Raw genomic sequence first — 16290 nt, 5'->3', positions numbered from 1 at the left:
AAATCGCCCGCAGGGCGAGGACTTTAACTGAAGGGCCGCCCATAGCAGTTCCATATTCCACGGCAAACAAAACGGTTCGGGTTAAAAACTGCCGGCCAATGGTGGTCGAGTGAAAGTTCGAAATCAGCCTGAGACCGTCCGTGGCGCTGCAGACCAACCCTATTGAATGAAAAGTGCTACCAGCGCTTTGCAGATAAGCGCTGACAGCTATGAATTTTGAAGTGATCGACAGAGGAGCGTTGGCGGCGCGGCCATCACTTCATTTCAAACTGCGCTGATTGCACTTTGCTCCCCAGCTTGATCAGGCACCCGCCGAGAAGCGTGCGCCGCAGTCCTCCACTGTGTCCACCGGTCCATAAGATGCTCTGGCCCCAGCGCTGCGCAGGTGGTGGCGCCCAGCATCGCCAGGTTGCGGTCCACCTCGGCGCGCAATAGATCAATGGCAGCTGTAACGCCCGCCTCGCCGTCCACTGCAGCGGCGTAATTGAAGGGCCGCCCCACAAACACTGCCTGCGCGCCCAGCGCCAGGGCCTTGATCACGTCTGTGCCTCGGCGGATGCCACCATCCAGCATCACCGTCATGGCGCCGCCGGCCTGCTCGGCAATGGCGGGCAGCACGCGCAGCGGCGCCACGGCGCCATCGAGCTGGCGGCCACCGTGGTTGCTGACGATGATGCCGTCCACCCCGTGCTGGCGGGCGAGGGCGGCATCGAGCGGGCTCAGGATGCCCTTGACGACCAGCGGCCCGCGCCACTGGCGCCGAATGCGGGCGATGTGGCTCCAGTCGAAGTGGTCGCGTGCTGCAAAGTCGCGTTGCACGCGGGACGACAGAATGGGCGCGCCGCGTTCGGCAAACGAGTTCTCGAAATGCGGCATGCCATGTCGCGCCAGCGTGCGCAGCAGGGTGCCCGCCAGCCAGCGAGGGCGCACCAAGCCGTCCCAAGCCAGGCGCAGGCTGGGGCGCAACGGGGTGGAGAAGCCCGCGCGGATGTTGTTTTCACGGTTGCCAGCCACAGGGATGTCCACCGTGACCACCAGGGTCTGCACACCCGCCGCCATCACGCGCTGCAGCAGAGCGTCGATGCGCTCGGGCGTGCCCGGCAGGTAGGCCTGAAACCAGGTGCCAGGGGCGGCGGCCATCACATCTTCCAGTCGGATGAGCGAGCTGCCGCTTTGCACGGCGGGTATGCCGGCCGCTGCCGCCGCGCGCGCCAGAACAATGTCGCCCCGGTAGGCCGACAAGGCGGCGATACCCATGGGCGCGATGCCGAAGGGGCTGGCGTAGCGTTTGCCAAACAGCGTGACGCCCTGATCGCGCTCGGCCACATTGCGCAGCACGCGCGGGACGAGGGCCAGTTCGCGGAACGCCTGGCGGTTGTCGTCCAGAGCCCGGTTGTCCTCGGCCGCCCCAGCCACATAGCCAAAGATGGGGCGTGGCAACGCGCGGCGTGCTGCGGCCTCAAAGTCATCCAGCGACAGCAGGTGGCGCGTGCGGCCCTGGCGGCGAGCGCCATCAAACGCCTGCCAGGCATTGGGCACGGGTGGGGCCAAAGTAGGGGAGGGGGTGGACATGGGCGATTCCAGTCAAAAACAAACAAGGGCTGGAAGGTAGTGTCCAGAAAGCGAGAAAATCGATAAAGCGAATTTATTGATGGCCATTTGTTCGCCAAATGGAAATTTGAAATCAAAAAAACATGACCCTCAAACAGCTCGAAGCTTTTTATTGGGCCGCCACCTGCCGCAGCTTTGCCATGGCCGCCGAGCGTGTGCACCTTTCGGTGTCGTCCCTGTCCAAACGGATTGCCGAGCTGGAGGCGTCGCTGGGGCAGGCGCTGTTTGACCGGGCCGGGCACCGCGCGGCGCTGACAGAGGCTGGCACACGCCTGCTGCCATTGGCCGGTGCGTTGTTGCAACAGGCCGACCGTTTGCAGCAGGAGATAGGCGGCATCACCGGCCTGCGGGGCCCTTGCCGCCTGGGCGTGGGGGAGCTCACCGCGCTCACCTGGTTGCCGCGCCTGGTGGCGGCCCTGGCTGTTGCCCACCCGGCGTTGGAGGTCTCGGTGCATGTTGATGTGGGCGCGGCCCTGGCCGAGCGACTGGACAAGGGCGAGCTGGATGTGGCGGTGATCGCTGGCCCCGCCAGCCGCAGTGCGCTGACATCCGTGCCATTGGCGCACGCCCGCTTTGCTTGGTGCGCGGGCCCTGAGGTGGCGCGTGGCCTGCGCCAGATGGACGCTGACGCAGTCCAGTCGCACCCGCTGGTGACGCTGCCGCCGGGCTCGGGGGTGACCCAGCTCATCGATGACTGGCTGCGGCAGGCCGATGCACGCCCTGCGCGGAGACTGGTTTGCAACCACTGGGGCGCCATCGTGGGCCTGCTGGCACATGGCAGTGGCATTGGCCTGCTGCCCGAGGGCTGGGCGCAGGCCCTGTGCTCCAGGGGCGCGTTGCACATGCTGCCCAGTCCTGCGCCACTGGGGTCGCTTGGCTACGCACTGCACAGTCGGCGGGACGACCTGCGGCCGCTGGTGAGCATGCTCCACGGCCTGGCGGCGCAGCACGCGGATTTCACGGTGACGAGCAGCGCGTTCTGAACGCGGCGATTGATAGGACCCGGCACTAGAATCGCGCCCGCTGCATGTCGCGGCCCATGGCCCTGCACGGGCATTTCAGGCGAAACACTATGCCCACCCACCCTTCGGCCCCCGTCGTGCTGGTACTGGCCTCTGGCCGTGGCGAGCGTTTTGCCGCGTCAGGCGGTGCCGTGCACAAACTGCGTGCGCCCTTGGGCGGCGCAACGGTGCTGGAACATACGTTGGCTGCCGTGCGTGCCAGCGGCCTGCCCTGGCACCTGGAAGATGTGGGACATCCGGGCATGGGTGACTCGATTGCCGCTGCGGTGCGTGCCACGGCCCATGCGCCGGGCTGGCTGGTCCTGCCGGGGGACTTGCCGCTGATTCGCCCGGACACCTTGCGCACCATTGCCGCGGCCCTGGCCGACTGCGCTGTGGCCATGCCGGTGCACCAGGGTGAGCGCGGTCACCCCGTGGGGTTTGCGGCTGCATGCTTGTCCAGCCTGATGGCGCTGACCGGCGAGCAGGGCGCCGCCAGTGTGGTGCGCAAGCAGGCACAGCAGGGCAGGGTACGGCAGGTAGAGGTGGACGACGAAGGCACGGTGACCGACATAGACACCGTGCAAGACCTGGAGCGCGCCGCGCAGTTGTTGGCGGCGCGGGGGTAGCGGACGGCGAAGGCCGTTTTACTTGGCCGCAATCACCGCGCAGGCCAGGCGCGGGCCTGCGTTGCCGGTGGGCTGGGTCTTGTAGTCGTCGGGGTCGCGGTGAACGATCAGGCCCTTGCCGACGATGTCTGTCGTGGGGCCGCCCACGCTGATGGAACGCGACACAAAGCTGAATGCAGCCACGCCGTACTTGTCGGCCTTGAGGCTAGGCAGGTCGCCCGTGTGATGGTCACCCGCGCCATGGGAACCGTGCGGTTTGGCTGTGGGGTTGAAATGTCCGCCGGTACCCATCCCGTCGCCGCTGGAGCAGTCGCCCTTTTCGTGCACATGAAAGCCGTGTTCTGCGTCGGGCTTGAGTCCACGGATTTCACCCGACACCTGCACGCCATCACCGGTCTGCACAAACGTCACCGTGCCATTGGCGGTGTTGCCCCGGGTGGGCTCCAGTTTGGCCGTGGCGCGGTTGCCGGACAGGTGCGAGGCACAGCCCACCAACGCAACAGCGGCCAGGGACGACAGAACGAAAGCAAAACGAACATTCATGACACACACTCCTTGAATCGAGGGGGATGGAACGCGACGCGGAGCCGTCGGCCTGCAGCAGTCTCGCTGCGGAGCGCATGCCCGTCCAGCAAAAGTGTGCACTATGCCTCTTTTTGGGCCAGTGCAATCAACCGGGCCAGCCTCCGGTCATGGATGCCGTGCTTGCGCAGCTCGTCATAGGTGGCCTGGGCGTAGTCCCGCGTGGTGCCGTAGCGTCCGCAGGCCTGTTCAAAAATGCGGCGGTACTCGTGGTCGGGCAACTGGCCCGTGTGGTTGGGGCTTTTGCGCGACAGGGTGAAGGCCAGCGCCCGCACCGGGCCGTGGGGCGTGTGGCACTCCAGCCAGCGCGGGTCGTACACGGCAGTGACCATCTCGCGCTGCCACAGGTTGATCATCACCTGCCGGGCATGCGACTTGTCCACGCGGAACACCATGCCCCGGCAGCTGCCGCCCGACAACATGCCAAAGACCAGACCTGGGCACTCGGGCGTGCCCCGGTTGATGCGGCTCCACATCTTGAGCGCCCGGTGCCAGCCGTGGACTTTGGCCGGGCGGCGCTCGGCATAGTCAAAATCTGGCCGCCAGATGAGCGACCCATAGCCAAAGACCCACAGATCCTCATGGCCGCCCCATTCCTGAAGGGCACGCTCCAGCATCGGCGCCGGGTCTCGCAGAGGGGCGGGCAGATTCGTCATGGCTTCACTCTACAATCAAAGGCTTTGCTGAAAGCGGCCAGGGCCTTGTTTTTGCAACGCCCGCATTGGCCACCCAACCACTTTATTCATCACTACGGGGATCCTCCATGTCCAGCTCTGACGACGATAGCCAACAACGTTTTGCCCTCGGTTTTCTGTTTGCACTGATTGCGCTGGTGATCTCTGTGGTGGTGGGCACCGTGGTGGTCAAGCGCCTGGGCGCCAAGGCACCGGCTCAGCCCGCCGCCGTTGCCGCCAGCAGCGCGCCCGCTGCACCCGCCGTCGCTGTAGAAGCAGATATTGCCAGCGTGCGCGTGGAAAACGGCGTGGTGAAGTTCTACTTTGCCTCCGCCAAGGCCGAACTGGCCGCTGGTGCCAACGAAGCCTTGGCCGACGTGGTCAAGGGTGTGGCCGAAGGCAAAAAGGCGGTCGTTTCTGGCTTTCACGACGCCACGGGCGACACCGCCCTGAACGCCGAACTGGCCAAGCAACGCGCCTTTGCCGTGCGCGACGCGCTCAAAGCCCTGGGCGTGGCCGAAGACAAGGTCGAGCTGAAGAAGCCCGAAGAAACCACCGCGACCGGCAGCAACGCCGAAGCGCGCCGTGTGGAAGTGACGCTGGGCGCCCTGTAAGCGCGGCCCGCGTTTCCAACAAAAAACCCGGCGCCGCCGGGTTTTTTTATAGCCAAAATGGCCGGTAGCGCTTATGGAATAAGCGCTAGTAGTTATCTATTTGATAGTAATCGACTACCGCAGCCCCTGGCCGCCTGTGCCTTCAGCGCGCTGGATCAACTCGATCTTGTAGCCGTCCGGGTCCGTCACAAAGGCGATCACCGTGGTGCCGCCTTTGACGGGGCCTGCCTCACGCGTCACGTTGCCGCCCGAGGCCTTGATTTTTTCGCATGCGGCGTACGCATCCGGCACACCCAGCGCAATGTGGCCGTAGGCGGTGCCCATGTCGTAGCTTTCGGTGCCCCAGTTGTAGGTCAGCTCGATCTCGGCCTGGCCGGGGTTGCCACCGTCGAAACCCAAAAAGGCCAGCGAGTATTTGTACTCGGGGTTCTCGGATTGGCGCAGCAGTTGCATGCCCAGCACCTGGGTGTAGAAATCAATCGAGCGTTGAAGGTTGCCAACGCGCAGCATCGTGTGGAGGAATTTCATCCTTTCGATTGTGCAGGCAGATCAAAAACCAGGCAGGTGGTGGTGGCGTGGGCGTACAGCGTGCCGTCCGGCCCCACCAGGCGCGCCTCGGCCGTGGCCAACTGGCGCCCGCTGTGGATCACGCGGCCTTCGGCGCGTACACGCTGTACTTTGGGCGTGATGGCCTTGACCAGGTTGATACCCAGCTCGGCGGTGGTGTAGCCGCGCCCCGGCTCCATGCGCGTGTGGATGGAGCACCCCAGGGCCGAATCGAGCAAAGTGGCAAACCAGCCGCCGTGCACGGTGCCCATGGGGTTCATGTGCTCGGCGCGGGGCGTGCCCTGGAAGATGGCGGTGCCTTCGCCCACCTCTACGATCAAAAAATCCAGTGTCTTGGCAATGGGGGCGTAGGGCAGTTCGCCGCGCAGCATGGCCTGCATTTGCTGCAAACCGTTCAGGTGGGCAATCTGCTCGCGGCGGGCCACTCCCGGTCCGGGGCCTGCGTCGAGCCGGGCGAGGATGTCGCGCTCCTGCGCAAGCCAGTGTTCAAGGTGGTTGTGTTGGGTCATGGGGTGTCCGGGTTGTTGGTGGGGCTGAAACGCATGTGTTGCATATGCAATTATTGCAGATACAATTAAATCCATGCAAGCCGAACCATCCGCCCTGGCCCCTGCGCTGCCGCAGGGCTGCACCAACTTCAAGCTGCGCCAGTTGATGCGCCGCGTGGCCAACCACTACGACGCCGAAATGGCGAAGTGCGGGCTCAAGACCACGCAGTATTCGCTGCTGTCGCATGTGCTCACGCTGGGCCCGATCCGCCCCGGCGATCTGGCCTCAGAGATGAAGATGGATGCCTCCACACTGACACGCAACCTGCGCCCGCTGGTCGATGCAGGCTGGGTGACGCTGAAGCCAGGCACGGACGCACGCAGCCGCCTGGTGCACATCACCGATGCAGGCCGCGACAAACGCGCCGAGGCAAAGCGGCACTGGAAGGCTGCGCAACTGGCATTGAATGAAACGCTGGGCGCGGAACGCGTTTTGGCCTTGCATGCGCTGGTGGATGACTCGCTTGATTTGCTGGCGGCGCTGCCAGTGCAGGAGGCTGTGCATGACGAATAACAAAACTCCTCGGGCCGCAGTCAAGGCTGCTGCACCGCTGGCCCTGTGGCTGGTGCTGCTGGCCGCCGCAGGCGCCTTTGCATTGACCATGGGCACGCGCCAGACCATGGGCCTGTTCCTGTCGGCACTCAACACCTCCACGGGGCTGGGCATTGGCAGCATCAGTCTGGCCTTTGCGTTTGGCCAGCTCTGGTGGGGGTTGACGCAGCCGTTTGCCGGGGCGGTGGCTGACCGCATCGGCACGGGCCGCGTGATCTTGCTGGGTGTGGCGCTGGTGGCATTGGGCACCTTCATCACGCCGTACATGACCACCACAGCCGGGTTGATTTTTGCGATTGGTGTGTTGGCCGCAGGTGGCGCAGGCATGGCAGGCCCGTCGGTGCTAATGGCGGCGACCGCGCGGCTGGTGCCCCTGCAAAAACGCGGCTTCGCCAGCGGCGTGGTAAACGCGGGCGGCTCGTTCGGGCAGTTTGTGATGGCGCCCATTGCCATCAGCCTCACTGCAGCCGTAGGCTGGGCCAGCGCGATGCAGTGGCTGGGCGTGCTGGTGCTGTTGGCGCTGCCCGCGGTGTGGGTGCTCAAGGGCAACTCCAACGCGCTGGCGGCACAGGCTGCCGCCGCATCCGGCCAGAAGGCACTGACCGCACGTGAGGCCATTGCGCAGGCTCTGGCCACGCCCAGCTACCGGTATCTGGCAGCGGGCTTTTTGGTGTGTGGTTTTCACGTGGCGTTTCTGGCCACGCACCTGCCCGGGGTGATCGCGGCCTGCGGGTTGGCGCCCGAAGTAGGGGGCTGGTCGCTGGCGGTGATCGGGCTGTTCAACATAGTGGGCAGCCTGGCCATGGGCTGGGCGGTGGGGCGCTGGCGCATGAAGTCGCTGTTGTCGCTGCTGTACGCCACACGCGGCCTGGCGGTGCTGATCTTCTTGTTTGCGCCCAAGACACCTGCCGTGGTGCTGGTCTTCGCCGCCGTGATGGGTGTCACATTTCTCTCCACCGTGCCACCCACGGTCGGGCTGGTGGCCAAGATGTTCGGCACGGCCAACATGGCGATGCTGTTTGGCATCGTGATGCTGTCGCACCAGATTGGTGGCTTCCTCGGCGCCTACCTGGGCGGCAGCGTGTTTCAGGCCACGGGCAGCTACGACTGGGTCTGGTACATCGACATCGTGCTGGCCGTGGGCGCAGCGCTGGTCAACCTGCCCATCCGCGAGGCGCGGTTGATGCGGCCCGCAGCCTCTGCCGCCTGAACATCCACTCCCTTGAATGAAAGCCAATGCCATGACGGACACCCACGCCAGCAGCGCCTCGACGACAGGCAAACCACCCATATATCTGGATGACCTGGCCGTGGGCGACCAGTTCAAAAGCGGCGAGCACGCCATGGACGAAGCGCAGATCACCGCCTTTGCAGCCCAGTTCGACCCCCAACCCTTCCACCTGGATGATGCTGCTGCCCGCGCCACCCTGTTTGGCGGCCTGGCCGCCAGCGGCTGGCACACGGCGGCCGTGACCATGCGCCTGCAGGTGACCAGCGGCTTGCCGATTGCGGGCGGCATCATCGGAGCAGGGGGCGAGTTGAGCTGGCCCCGGCCCACGCGCGCTACCGACGTGCTGCATGTGGTGAGCGAGGTGGTCCAGATCCAGCCCTCCAAGTCCAAGCCCGACCGTGGCATGGTCACCGTGCGTAGCGAAACCCGCAACCAGCATGGTGATGTGCTGCAACTCTCTACCGTGCGTATCGTGGTGCCACGCAGGCCTGCGGCCGACGGGGCAGGGGCCTGACGTGACCGATGCACTGAACCCACGCACCCGCATGCTGCTGGAGGCGCCCATCGCGCCCACACTGCTGCGGCTGGCTGCGCCCAATGTGCTCGTGATGCTGGCGCAGGCGGGCGTCGGGCTCATAGAGACCTACTTTGTCGGCCAACTGGGCACCAACGCGCTGGCGGGCATGGCGCTGGTGTTCCCGGTCGTCATGTTGATGCAGATGACCTCGGCCGGGGCCATGGGCGGCGGCATCGCATCGGCCATCGCCCGCGCCCTGGGGGCCCGGCGGCGGGACGATGCAGACGCGCTGGTGCTGCACGCACTGGCCATTGCGGCGGTGTTTTCGCTGGTCTTTACCGTGGGCGTGGTGGGAGGAGGGCGCTGGCTCTACACCCGTATGGGCGGCACCGGAGGCGCGCTGGACGCGGCGTTGGTGTATTCCAACTGGGTCTTTGCGGGCGCGTTTCTGGTGTGGCTGTTCAACACGCTGTCGGCCGTGATCCGGGGCACGGGCAACATGGCGGTGCCGGCCTATGTCACGGTGCTAGGCGCCTTCGTGCTGGTGCCGTTATCGCCGCTGTTCATCTTCGGCTGGGGCCCCATGCCGGGGCTGGGTATTGCCGGGGGGGCCATTGCGCTGATGGCGTACTACCTGGTCGGCAGTGTGGTGCTGGCGGCGTACCTGTGGTCGCCGCGCAGCCTGCTGCGCCCATCGTTGGCGCACATCCGGTTTCGCTGGGTGTTGTTCAAGGACATCCTGCGGGTCGGGCTGGTGGGTACGGTGTCTACCGTGGCTACCAACCTGGCGATTGGCGTCACCACCGCGCTTGTGGGCGGCTTTGGCACGGCGGCCATCGCGGGCTACGGGACGGCGTCCCGGCTGGAATATCTGCTGGTGCCGCTGGTCTTCGGCCTGGGGGCGCCCCTGGTGGCCATGGTGGGCACCTGCATTGGCGCGGGCCAACGTGAACGAGCCTTGCGCGCCACCTGGATCGGAGCGGCCATGGCGTTTGTAATGGCCGAGGCGATCGGGCTGTGGGCGGCGGCGTTTCCGGGCGCGTGGCTGTCGCTGTTCAACAGCGACCCCGCCATGCTGGAGGCAGGCGCGCTGTATCTGCGAACCGTCGGCCCGGTGTACGGCTTTTTCGGCCTGGGCCTGGTGTTGTACTTTGCTTCGCAAGGGGCAGGGCGCTTGCTCTGGCCAGTCATCGGCAACATCACGCGCCTGGCGGTGGCTGTGACCGGTGGTTGGCTTGCGCTGCGCTGGGGCGGTGGTTTGGCGGCGGTGTTTGCCGCACAAGCCGTGGCGCTGGTGCTGTACGGCATGGTCAACGCCTGGGCGATTGCAGGCGGCGCCTGGTTTGGGTCGGTCGGCTGGCCGCGCAGCATGGCGGGGTTGCTGCGGCGCATGCCGCAGGCGTAAAAATATGGTCAAAATGACTGCTAGCGCTTATAAATAAAGCGCTAGCAGCTATCAATTCAATAGTATTACTGGGTCTCAGACCGGAACGGTGTAGTTCAGTGTCATGCGCCCGCCATCCACGGTCACGATCTCGCCGGTCACATAACTGGCAGCATCGCTGGCCAGCCAAGCCACCACGTCGGCAATCTCCGACGGTTCGCCCAGCCGCTTCATGGGGGTGATCTCACTTTCGGTGCAGATTACCCGGTTAGGACGCTCGGGTTAACCCTAGATTTGTGTTTTCTGAGGTCAGGTGGTCTGCCCTCCTGGCAGTCTCTTCAAAGTGTGGTTTGAAGACGAGCTGTCAGTTGTGAACCGGTGGCCTGCGTGAGTCCCGTTCGCCCATCGACCAAAAACAACGACTTGCAGAACGGCCGATAGAGCCACGATCGATCATCCACCGCCACCCATCTGCGATGTGGCACATCGTTGGCCCAAAGCCAGGCATGGCACTCGGCCTCCCGCTCGTACCCCACCAGCGTATTCGGGACGTTCGTTAGATCGCAATATCTGGGGGTAACGCCTTCGATCATGGCGGCAATGTCTGGAGAGAACCTTTCCAATAGATCCTCATAGGCCTGTTCCAGGCGCCAGGTGCTGGTGATTACGACTTGGCACTCGGGTACCTGTCGTAACGCATCTTCCAAGATCGATAGGCAACAGAAGTGCCTCGACTCATGGCAATGCTCTGGGTGCAGGACCCCATCAAAATCCAAAAAAAGTATGGGCACAGTGCAATTTCAGAAACAGATTTCCAACAGGGATGAAATTTCCACCGAGTTAGCGAGCCAATGAGACTATTTGGTCGTGGTCTTTTTAGTCTCATTGAACGGAAATCGGGTGGATGTCTTCCCGAAAGCGTGTTCCACCCCAAGCCGACTTTGGTCGGGCGCTGCAGCAGTTGCGCGCGGCACGCGGCTTGGTTCAGGAAGACATGTTGCTGGCAACGAGCCGCCGACACATCAGTCGCATCGAGCAGGGACATCAAGTGCCCAGTATCCGCACCATCGAGGTATTGGCCGAGCAGATGCAGATCCACCCCTTGACCTTGATTGCTACCGCGTACTGCCCAGACCTGGACACGAACTTGGTCAATGAACTCCTCAGGACCGTCAAAGCGGACTTCAAGGGCATCATTTCAGACTAGGCTTGGCATTCCGATTCGGCCTGTTCCTTGGCATACTGAACCAGCATTTGAAGCCCTTGTATCAGACCGGTGCCAATGGGTGTGGCATCTTGGCGGTGCAGCATCCGATTGACGATCTCCCGATCCACGGCAGTGCTGAGCAAGCAGAGGGCTTCTTGCAGAGTTTCCAGACCCACTTCCAAGCTGTCGCCTGAACGTTTGGCTCCCGCCTTGGTCAGAAGCAACAGGGTGAGCGGCAAGGCAGCACCAGCGGGATCATGATCCCCGCTCCAACCCGAGCCAGACAGAAGTTCTCGGAGCTGGTCTGACACCAACAAAAGGTGGTTGTCATCCAGCGCATCCGGCAGGATGGCTTCCCAACCCTGTGACGTGATCAGGCGCATCATGTCCTGTGCTCCAAATTTTCCTAGGGTCGCTTTTTCCAAACGCAGCATCATTCTTCATTCAAGTTAATATGAGACCAATTGGTCCCATTTGGGACCGTGGCGTGCGAAGATAGCTGAATGGAATGCCATTTTTGTTTTCCAAGTGTGCCCGTCTCCCAATGGAAATAAACCGGTTGCCCAGATCTGCTTAAAGAGGCAACCAGTCTGTTGCCTCATGCGTTTGCCCCCTTGAAAAACCGCCTGGATCTCACCCGCTTGGCCGAACTTGATCGGCAGTTTTGCGATTTCGCGAAGCTGCAGCGGAATGCCACGCCCAGGTGTGGCTGGGCAAAGACGGTGAGATTGGCCTTGGGCATGAGTTCCAAAGCGCTAGGTGAGCGCTTGGGCATGACGGCGCAGGGAGTCCGCAAACTGGAGCAGGCCGAGGCCAACGGCACTATCACGCTGAATACGCTTGCACGTTTGGCTCATGGCCTGGACTGTGAAGTGCACTACATGTTTGTTCCCCGAACCAGTTTGGTGGAGCAGGTGCTCAACCGTACTCAAGAGATCGCTGGAATTGCGTTGCCGTCCACGTTGAAGGGGGCGGAGGTGCTGACAGATGCAGAGACGCTGATGGCCCTTACGAGTGCGCTGGTAAAAGTGAGCAAGCGTGGCCTTTGGTGAGTCAGCGCTGGTTCTCCTACCGATACAACCCCGCGATGAGTTTGAACTTCGTTGCTATCATTAGCGCAAAGCAAGCCCCCGGTGCGACCTCTGCGAAAGCATGCCCCCGGGGGCGACGTTTTTCTGAGAGGTACTTTGATGAAATCTCTCTCCGAAGCTCGCGACAGCTCTTGAGAGATCACCGCGCCATGGAATTGCACCGCACAGGTCAGGCTGCCCGCAAGGCGAAGCGCGTCATCACAATCAAGGTCAAGCACGCTCTTCCTGTCATCACCGCAAGGGAATATGCGCGCTCGGGCGATGCAACCAAAGATCCGACACTCAGGCGACGCCGCTGTGCCATTGTTAACGGGACTGATCGGTAACTTGTGGACACGAATTCTGCCCCCATCGCCCTAGAAGACCACATCGCTATTCTCACTATGCTTGTGCGGCGCATGGTTGATGAGTCTGGTGACCCAACTGGTTTCGACGCACAGACCTGGCTTAATCACTGGCTCGTGGGGGTGGTCCCAGCGTTGGGTGATCGAAGGCCTCTCGATGTACTCAAAGAGCCCGGCGGCCTTGAGGTGGTGCGGAGCTTGCTCATGCGTGTCCAGTCTGGTGCGTTCTCGTAGGAATACGCACGTGGTTGGCGACTTCTGAATCCGCCCTGGCCCTGCCGTCGTCCTTGGCTAAATCGCCACCAAGCACAATCCCAACATATTTTATGTCCTCTGGCCAAAATTCCCCATATCTCCCTGCGTCCACTCCACGTAGCGCGGACGTCGTCCTGTACCTCGATCTCGATGGTGTTGTTCACCATGAAAAAGTGCTCTGGCATCCCCGCAAGGGTATCTACATGAGCCCGTATGAGGCTGCAGGACATTCGCTGTTCGAATGGGTTCCAATCCTGGAGTCAGTGCTCCAACCCCACCCGGCAGTCGCCCTGGTACTGAGTAGCACTTGGTGCATTCGCCCCGGATACAGCGCAACTCTTAAACGCCTTGCTGCCACATTGAGTGCCCGGTTCATTGGCGGGACGTACCACAAGCGTGTCCATGGCGTGGATCCCTGGAACCTGTCCATGTTCCGCACCACACCCCGGGGCGTGCAAGTTCAAGAAGACGCTCAGCGCAGAAGACCCCAACAGTGGATAGCGCTCGATGACGATCTGGAAGATTGGCCTGACTCCTGTCGACAAAACCTGGTCGCATGCGAGGGAACTACGGGCTTGTCCAACCCCGAGGTACAGCACGAACTCAGGGAAAAATTGCGCAGCTGTCATGTGGCCTTGTCGGCCAGAACCCCATAGCAGCTCGCGGTGTACGGTGGACTTAACAACGGTCCAACTATCGAATCTTCATTCGAGAAATCCCCTGCCGCAAGTGTCTTGGATGCAAGGTTGGACGCATCCTGAATGTACATTTGGACGAGCCCTCAATGTACATTTGGACGGTAAACGCACCATTGCTTTCCCATGCATAGTCCGACCATCCCGTTTCGCCTAGTCTCCACTCAGCGCGAAGAGCAATTGGCTCAATTCAACGCCAGGAAAGAAATTGCTTGGTTTGGGTTTAGGGGGGCGTTCAAAGAGCCAGGCTTGGCGATCATCAATTTCACCAAAATCGAATCTGGCCTTCAGGGAGGTGGAGGAACCTCCGCAATCAATGGCGGTGTTATCGCCGCAGGTTTTGATGCAGCCTTCGTGCTTGCCGGTTTGGGTCACTACGATTCCAAGGTCGTCGTCACTCTGGAGTTGTCGGTCAAATTTTTGTCCCTTGCACTTGTCAACGAGTCGCTTGCATTCCAAGCGCATGTGGTTCGATCTGCTAAAAACTTCTCGTTCGCCGAGGGCTTTCTCTCTCAGGCAGGTACAGGGCCAGCCCAGCATTTGGCAATTGCCACCGCTATGGTGGCGCCTGCGCGCTAGGCACGCGGCGGGAATGCGCAAGGCGCCAAAGGTGTCCTTCCCTTCGGCTGAGATGGAGATTTTCGACGGTCGTTCACCCAAGGCGCGAGCGTTCTAACTCGTAGAGACACCACCAGCAATGGGCTCGTTTGCTGCTTTCCGAGCTTATATGCCGATTGAATTCCGTGAGGCCTTGACCTTCCCACCGTGGCAAGGTTCATAGTCAAAACGTGAATCAACCAAAGGAGGCTCACATGGTCCATATCAATGTTCCTGATATGACGTGCGGCACTTGCGCCCAGCGCATTGGTCGTGCAATAGCTCAGGCCCAACTGCCTGGGGGCGTCGAAGTAGAAATCGACGTAGCTACACGTCAGGTACGCATCCCGGCGCAAGCCGGAGAAAGCACCGTGGAGCTTGTCCGCTCAGCGATTGAGCGTGCTGGATATAAAGCAGACGCGGCGGTGAGTCCTGCATCTCGCCGAACAACCGGTGGCTGCTGCTGTGCGTCTCGGCCCGTAGCCCCTGTTGACGTGGATCAAGACGGTGCAAGGCAGACGTCGTCATGCTGCAGTTGAACTACCAAGGAGACCATCATGCGTCTGAACATCGTCGCTGGGCTGTTGACAACCCTATTCGTGGCAGGCTGTGCCGTCGCGCAATCGCCAAAACCTGAGGACGAACACGCAGGCCACCACCCCGGAGATGCACAGAGCGGCGGCGTCACAACCCAGTCTGCCCCGGCAGCCACTGCCGCGTCTGCACCGGACGCCTTTGATCGTCAGATGAAGGCGATGCAGGAAATGCACAAAAAAATGCAGGCGGCCAAGACTCCCGCCGAACGCTCAGCGCTGATGGAGGAGCACATGAAGCTCATGCAGTCAGGCATGGCCACGATGGGCGCGGCTAGTTCTGGTGGCATGGGGATGGGAATGATGCAGCAAGGGGCGCAGACCAAACCTGCCATGCCTGCAGCCTCCGGAAACTCGGGTATGGGAGGCATGATGGGCATGCACGCTCAAATGGAGCGCCGTATGGCCATGATGGAGCAGATGATGCAAATGATGGTGGACCGCCAAGCAGCCATGCCATCCAAGTAGTCTCACCGCGAACGTTCTTTGCGGGGGAAGCTATCACTATTCCAAACGCTGGTGAGCTGCGCGAGGCTTGGTGACTCAGTCACTAACCACTGTGCAGTTGCGCCCGAGCGCCTTTGCCCTGTAAACAGCTTCATCAGAGCGTTTTAGCAGCCGGGCGAGGAAATCCGCTCCGGTTTGGTGTACTGCACATGCCAGCCCGACACTGACCGTTACTGGCCCCGCCAATGAGCGAACCCGTCTGGCGCATTTGTGCACCCGCTCCGCGATTCGGGCAGCGGCTTCTGCGTCCGCATCAGGTAACCAGAGGACGAATTCTTCCCCGCCGTATCGCGCCACCAGGTCCGAACCACGGGCGCCTGCCTGTAACTGGCGAGCAAAGTTCACCAGCACCCGGTCGCCCTCGGGATGGCCATGCGCATCGTTGATCCGTTTGAAGTAGTCCACGTCCACCATCAACAACGACACGGAACTCTGTCGAGAGGCCGTCCGTTGCCACTCTTGCACGGTCAATTCCAGCGCACGGCGGTTTTTAAGACCTGTAAGCGGATCAGAGAGACTCAGTTCCGAAAGCTGGCGATTCTGCAATTCAACCTGTTCATTGCTGGCGGCCAAGCGCTGGGCAAGACCCTGGGCCTCTGCACGGGCCTTGATCAACTCGCCTTCGAAACGGCTGCGTTCGCGGGCCACAAAAAAGGCCCATACGATGTGGTCGCCCGTCTCCAGGCGCTTGCTGACCGCATTGACCATGACAGGAACAGTCTCGCCGCCAACACCGCGCAGGTGGAGGAATACTTCGCGCGCACTCTTGGCGTGATGCAGCGTGGGAAACAGGTGGGTCTGGCTGAAAATTCGAGAAGCTGGTGTCAACAGCTCATCCATGGAGTGGCCGAGCCAAAAAGCCTCTGTGCCCCCGATCAGTACAAGGAACTCCCTGTTTATCCGCACGATGTGCCCCTCCGGGTCCGTAATCATCATCGCGCGTCATCAACCGCCAGCATATCCTGTCATGGTCCAATGAAATAGGACACCTCGATAGGGGCCCATAGACCCCAGAGGAAATGACGAACATGAAAGACAAAAGAGCGCGCAGGGCGTTTGACGCAGCCTTCAAGCTGCAAGTGGTCAAGAT

The 16290-nt window shown here is 62.1% G+C and carries 23 protein-coding genes and 1 pseudogene; 15 read left to right on the top strand and 9 right to left on the bottom strand.

Annotation, left to right across the window (positions count from 1 at the left end; all coding sequences use genetic code 11):
• Positions 1-264 precede the first annotated feature (264 nt).
• The gene (locus tag OIN59_RS21990; RefSeq protein WP_274113870.1) at positions 265-1572 is read right to left on the bottom strand and encodes an alpha-hydroxy acid oxidase; all 1308 of its coding nucleotides are present in this window, start codon (positions 1570-1572) and stop codon (positions 265-267) included.
• Between the two features lie 122 nt (positions 1573-1694).
• Here OIN59_RS21990 and OIN59_RS21985 point away from each other — a divergent pair, with 122 nt between their 5' ends.
• Positions 1695-2594: a LysR family transcriptional regulator gene (locus OIN59_RS21985; protein ID WP_274113868.1), complete on the top strand. Its 900-nt coding sequence runs from the start codon at positions 1695-1697 to the stop codon at positions 2592-2594.
• A gap of 89 nt (positions 2595-2683) precedes the next feature.
• Complete coding sequence (locus OIN59_RS21980; protein WP_274113866.1) at positions 2684-3241, top strand: nucleotidyltransferase family protein; 558 nt, start codon at positions 2684-2686, stop codon at positions 3239-3241.
• An 18-nt stretch (positions 3242-3259) separates the two neighbouring features.
• Here OIN59_RS21980 and OIN59_RS21975 read toward each other — a convergent pair whose 3' ends face one another.
• Positions 3260-3784 carry a superoxide dismutase family protein gene (locus OIN59_RS21975; protein WP_274113865.1) on the bottom strand — a complete coding sequence of 175 codons (525 nt, stop codon included), beginning with the start codon at positions 3782-3784 and terminating at the stop codon, positions 3260-3262.
• A gap of 101 nt (positions 3785-3885) precedes the next feature.
• Entirely contained in the window at positions 3886-4479 is a 594-nt protein-coding gene (locus OIN59_RS21970; protein WP_274113864.1) for a gamma-glutamylcyclotransferase, read from the bottom strand.
• 107 nt (positions 4480-4586) lie between these two features.
• Here OIN59_RS21970 and OIN59_RS21965 point away from each other — a divergent pair, with 107 nt between their 5' ends.
• A complete protein-coding gene (locus tag OIN59_RS21965) occupies positions 4587-5111 on the top strand; it encodes an OmpA family protein (protein WP_274113863.1) in 525 nt (174 codons plus the stop codon).
• A gap of 114 nt (positions 5112-5225) precedes the next feature.
• Here the strand turns inward: OIN59_RS21965 and gloA are convergent, their stop codons facing one another.
• Both gloA and OIN59_RS21955 read right to left on the bottom strand, forming a co-directional pair.
• Positions 5226-5639, bottom strand: a complete 414-nt coding sequence (gene gloA, locus OIN59_RS21960) for a lactoylglutathione lyase (RefSeq protein ID WP_274113862.1) — start codon at positions 5637-5639, stop codon at positions 5226-5228.
• Positions 5636-6187, bottom strand: coding sequence for a PaaI family thioesterase (locus tag OIN59_RS21955; RefSeq protein WP_274113861.1), 552 nt, complete (start codon positions 6185-6187; stop codon positions 5636-5638). Before OIN59_RS21955 ends, gloA begins: the two co-directional genes overlap by 4 nt.
• Before the next feature lie 73 nt (positions 6188-6260).
• On the opposite strand from OIN59_RS21955, the gene OIN59_RS21950 reads away from it, so the two are divergent.
• From OIN59_RS21950 to OIN59_RS21935, 4 genes are read left to right on the top strand one after another with little or no spacing between them, the layout of a single operon-like run.
• A complete protein-coding gene (locus tag OIN59_RS21950) occupies positions 6261-6740 on the top strand; it encodes a MarR family winged helix-turn-helix transcriptional regulator (RefSeq protein WP_274113860.1) in 480 nt (159 codons plus the stop codon).
• Positions 6730-7989: an MFS transporter gene (locus OIN59_RS21945; RefSeq protein WP_274113859.1), complete on the top strand. Its 1260-nt coding sequence runs from the start codon at positions 6730-6732 to the stop codon at positions 7987-7989. Before OIN59_RS21950 ends, OIN59_RS21945 begins: the two co-directional genes overlap by 11 nt.
• 31 nt (positions 7990-8020) lie before the next feature.
• On the top strand, positions 8021-8524 hold the full coding sequence (locus tag OIN59_RS21940; RefSeq protein WP_274113858.1) for a MaoC family dehydratase: 504 nt from the start codon (positions 8021-8023) through the stop codon (positions 8522-8524).
• 31 nt (positions 8525-8555) lie between these two features.
• Positions 8556-9932: an MATE family efflux transporter gene (locus OIN59_RS21935; protein WP_274114008.1), complete on the top strand. Its 1377-nt coding sequence runs from the start codon at positions 8556-8558 to the stop codon at positions 9930-9932.
• 75 nt (positions 9933-10007) lie between these two features.
• On the opposite strand, the pseudogene OIN59_RS21930 reads toward OIN59_RS21935, so the two are convergent.
• Together OIN59_RS21930 and OIN59_RS21925 are read right to left on the bottom strand one after the other, a co-directional pair.
• Positions 10008-10151, bottom strand: a pseudogene (locus tag OIN59_RS21930) (SDR family oxidoreductase); the annotation flags it as partial.
• 98 nt (positions 10152-10249) lie between these two features.
• Positions 10250-10702 carry an HAD domain-containing protein gene (locus OIN59_RS21925; protein ID WP_274113857.1) on the bottom strand — a complete coding sequence of 151 codons (453 nt, stop codon included), beginning with the start codon at positions 10700-10702 and terminating at the stop codon, positions 10250-10252.
• A 113-nt stretch (positions 10703-10815) separates the two neighbouring features.
• Here OIN59_RS21925 and OIN59_RS21920 point away from each other — a divergent pair, with 113 nt between their 5' ends.
• Positions 10816-11118, top strand: coding sequence for a helix-turn-helix domain-containing protein (locus OIN59_RS21920; RefSeq protein ID WP_082836262.1), 303 nt, complete (start codon positions 10816-10818; stop codon positions 11116-11118).
• Here the strand turns inward: OIN59_RS21920 and OIN59_RS21915 are convergent.
• Positions 11115-11555: a hypothetical protein gene (locus OIN59_RS21915; protein ID WP_274113856.1), complete on the bottom strand. Its 441-nt coding sequence runs from the start codon at positions 11553-11555 to the stop codon at positions 11115-11117. The genes OIN59_RS21920 and OIN59_RS21915 overlap by 4 nt on opposite strands.
• A gap of 177 nt (positions 11556-11732) precedes the next feature.
• Here OIN59_RS21915 and OIN59_RS21910 point away from each other — a divergent pair, with 177 nt between their 5' ends.
• The 7 genes from OIN59_RS21910 to OIN59_RS21885 all read left to right on the top strand — a co-directional run bounded on the left by OIN59_RS21910 (position 11733) and on the right by OIN59_RS21885 (position 15161).
• Positions 11733-12170: a helix-turn-helix domain-containing protein gene (locus OIN59_RS21910; protein WP_055400384.1), complete on the top strand. Its 438-nt coding sequence runs from the start codon at positions 11733-11735 to the stop codon at positions 12168-12170.
• A gap of 188 nt (positions 12171-12358) precedes the next feature.
• Positions 12359-12535, top strand: a complete 177-nt coding sequence (locus OIN59_RS21905) for a hypothetical protein (RefSeq protein ID WP_158236318.1) — start codon at positions 12359-12361, stop codon at positions 12533-12535.
• 57 nt (positions 12536-12592) lie between these two features.
• Entirely contained in the window at positions 12593-12787 is a 195-nt protein-coding gene (locus OIN59_RS21900; protein WP_082836271.1) for an antitoxin Xre/MbcA/ParS toxin-binding domain-containing protein, read from the top strand.
• A gap of 92 nt (positions 12788-12879) precedes the next feature.
• The gene (locus tag OIN59_RS21895) at positions 12880-13464 is read left to right on the top strand and encodes an HAD domain-containing protein (protein WP_274113855.1); all 585 of its coding nucleotides are present in this window, start codon (positions 12880-12882) and stop codon (positions 13462-13464) included.
• A gap of 165 nt (positions 13465-13629) precedes the next feature.
• Complete coding sequence (locus OIN59_RS21890) at positions 13630-14082, top strand: PaaI family thioesterase (protein WP_056419573.1); 453 nt, start codon at positions 13630-13632, stop codon at positions 14080-14082.
• Positions 14083-14315: 233 nt separating this feature from the next.
• A complete protein-coding gene (locus tag OIN59_RS25395; protein WP_082493245.1) occupies positions 14316-14639 on the top strand; it encodes a heavy-metal-associated domain-containing protein in 324 nt (107 codons plus the stop codon).
• Positions 14640-14657: 18 nt separating this feature from the next.
• Positions 14658-15161, top strand: a complete 504-nt coding sequence (locus OIN59_RS21885) for a hypothetical protein (RefSeq protein ID WP_100409511.1) — start codon at positions 14658-14660, stop codon at positions 15159-15161.
• Positions 15162-15236: 75 nt separating this feature from the next.
• Here OIN59_RS21885 and OIN59_RS21880 read toward each other — a convergent pair whose 3' ends face one another.
• The gene (locus OIN59_RS21880; protein ID WP_172727718.1) at positions 15237-16040 is read right to left on the bottom strand and encodes a GGDEF domain-containing protein; all 804 of its coding nucleotides are present in this window, start codon (positions 16038-16040) and stop codon (positions 15237-15239) included.
• Between the last annotated feature and the right edge of the window lie 250 nt (positions 16041-16290).

The sequence above is a fragment of the Acidovorax benzenivorans genome, assembly GCF_028680575.1.
Classification (GTDB): domain Bacteria; phylum Pseudomonadota; class Gammaproteobacteria; order Burkholderiales; family Burkholderiaceae_C; genus Acidovorax; species Acidovorax benzenivorans.
The sequence above is the reverse complement of the archived record's forward strand: the minus strand, read 5'-3'. Positions and strand labels throughout refer to the sequence as shown.